This window comes from Emticicia sp. MM (assembly GCF_001649495.1).
The window spans coordinates 1-2,013 of record NZ_LXHX01000064.1 but is presented as its reverse complement, the minus strand read 5'-3'; the positions used below and the strand labels follow the sequence as shown (position 1 = coordinate 2,013).

Below are 2,013 nucleotides of genomic sequence, written 5' to 3'. Positions count from 1 at the left end.
ATAATTTACCTTTACAAAAGGATTTTTTTAGTGAAAATGTCTATATTATTGCAAAGATAACGATTTTTTGTTTATTTATTTCTTCAGAAATAGCTTTTAGATTTGCGGACAACGCTTAAATTCTTTATTCCTATCGAATAAGTATCTGTAAGTAATGTAGGTCTTATATTTTTTAGCTCCTAACATCTGTGTTACTTTAAGCATTTTGGGGTTAAAATCGGCAATCCAATTGAGTTCCAAGGTTTTATACTGGTAATTCGGAACCCAACAAGCCCTCGAAAACGACAAAGCAATCGCCGATTCAATGCCTCTTCCCTGATATTCTGGTATTACGCCAAAAATCACACCACGTGCTTTTTTATTGGTTTTCATTAGTGTATGGTACAACCACTTAATTTTCCCAATCAGATTAAGCTTTCCATTAACATACTTGATAATCTGATTTAACTCTGGAATCATGATAAAAAAAGCAATCGGCTCGCCATTATGATAGCCAAACCACATGAGTTCTTCCTCCAATATTGGTTTCATAGTTTGCATAATAGCACCGGCACGCTCGGGCGTCATTTCACCCGTAGCTGAGTTTTTTGCCCATGCCTTATTGTAGATAATTCTGAAATCCTCGGCAAATTTGGGCAACTCCTTCTTGCTCACATGCTTAAACTCATAGCCCGGTGTATTGTAAATTCGATTGGCAATTTCAAACAAAGCTGGTCGAACTACCTTACGAGCTTCTTCTTCCGGAATTGGCAACAAGAATGTATATTGCTGAAAATAATCTTGAAAACCATAATTTTCGAAAAACGCACGGTAATAATCATGGTGATAGAACATCCCCCAAGTTGGTTCGGCATCGTGTGGGTCAACGTGTAGCCCCCACCAGTTATCACGTTCACCAAAATTAATTGGACCATCCATCGCTTCCATACCACGCTCTTGTAGCCAAATTTTGCATTTATCGAACATCGCAAAAGCCACCGACTCATCGTTGATACACTCAAAAAAGCCCATTCCACCCGTTGGTTGCTCGTTCCCTTGTGTAGCAGTAGCAGGATTAGTAAACGCTGCTACTCGTGCAATGGTTTTACCCGATTCATCAAGTGCAAGCCATCGAACACAATCACCCCCAATATTGAAAATTGGATTTTTCTGACGGTCGAATAATTTTTCAATATCTTGATCAAGTGGACGAATCCAATATGGATTTCCTTTATACAGACCCACTGGAAACTCTAAAAATTCTTTTTGTAGCTTTCGGTTCTCTCCTACCTCTATGATTTGCATACTCTTTACTATTTAAGATACAAAGATAGTTTTTAGAGTTCTGAATTCTGAGTTTTAAGTGCTGAGTTTTGTTATTTTTCAGATTTTCAGACAAGAAATACCCAATTACGTGTAATGATTACCGAAAGATAAATATGATTTTGATTGTTTGGTTTGTGAATTGGGAATTTGGAAATTGCGAGTGATAAATATTTTCTAAATCTTAGAAGTAAAGAATTACATCAAAATCCTAATAAAATCGTAAAACAAAAAAATTAACTTAATTACAAATTGGTGTCATACTTAATTTGGCTTATATAAGTACTTCTGCAAAATTATATCAACAAAAAAATATTCAGAATGAGTAAGTCTAAAATGAAAATATATCTTGATGAAACAGTGAAAGATTCTGAACTCTTTCGTAATAAATTAGAATTCGAGATTTGTAAACCTGAAATTTTCAAATATGGAATAATGGTTGAAGAAGTTCCATCCTACATTGTAGATTCAGACTTCGACTATCTTCAATCTAAAATACCTGCAATTGAATTATTACATTCTGATTTTATAAATGTTCAAGAAAGGAAAATAGAAAATTTATCAAACGATGATAGAAAGAAAAAAACAATTTCGGAAATTATAGGTGTCGCTTTCGGTATAAAATATACAGTAGAATTGTTAAACACTAATCCAAATAAATTTAAAAAAATAGGCACCCCCACCAATGGCAAGTATTTAGACTATTTCTTT

The 2,013-nt window shown here is 34.2% G+C and carries 2 protein-coding genes; one reads left to right on the top strand and one right to left on the bottom strand.

Annotated elements, in window-relative coordinates; translation table 11 throughout:
* Positions 1 to 96: 96 nt before the first annotated feature.
* Positions 97 to 1,284: a hypothetical protein gene (locus tag A6M55_RS07835; protein ID WP_064197145.1), complete on the bottom strand. Its 1,188-nt coding sequence runs from the start codon at positions 1,282 to 1,284 to the stop codon at positions 97 to 99.
* A 354-nt stretch (positions 1,285 to 1,638) separates the two neighbouring features.
* Here A6M55_RS07835 and A6M55_RS07830 point away from each other — a divergent pair.
* Positions 1,639 to 2,013: hypothetical protein (locus A6M55_RS07830; RefSeq protein ID WP_229235491.1), on the top strand; the 375-nt coding region annotated here is incomplete at its 3' end.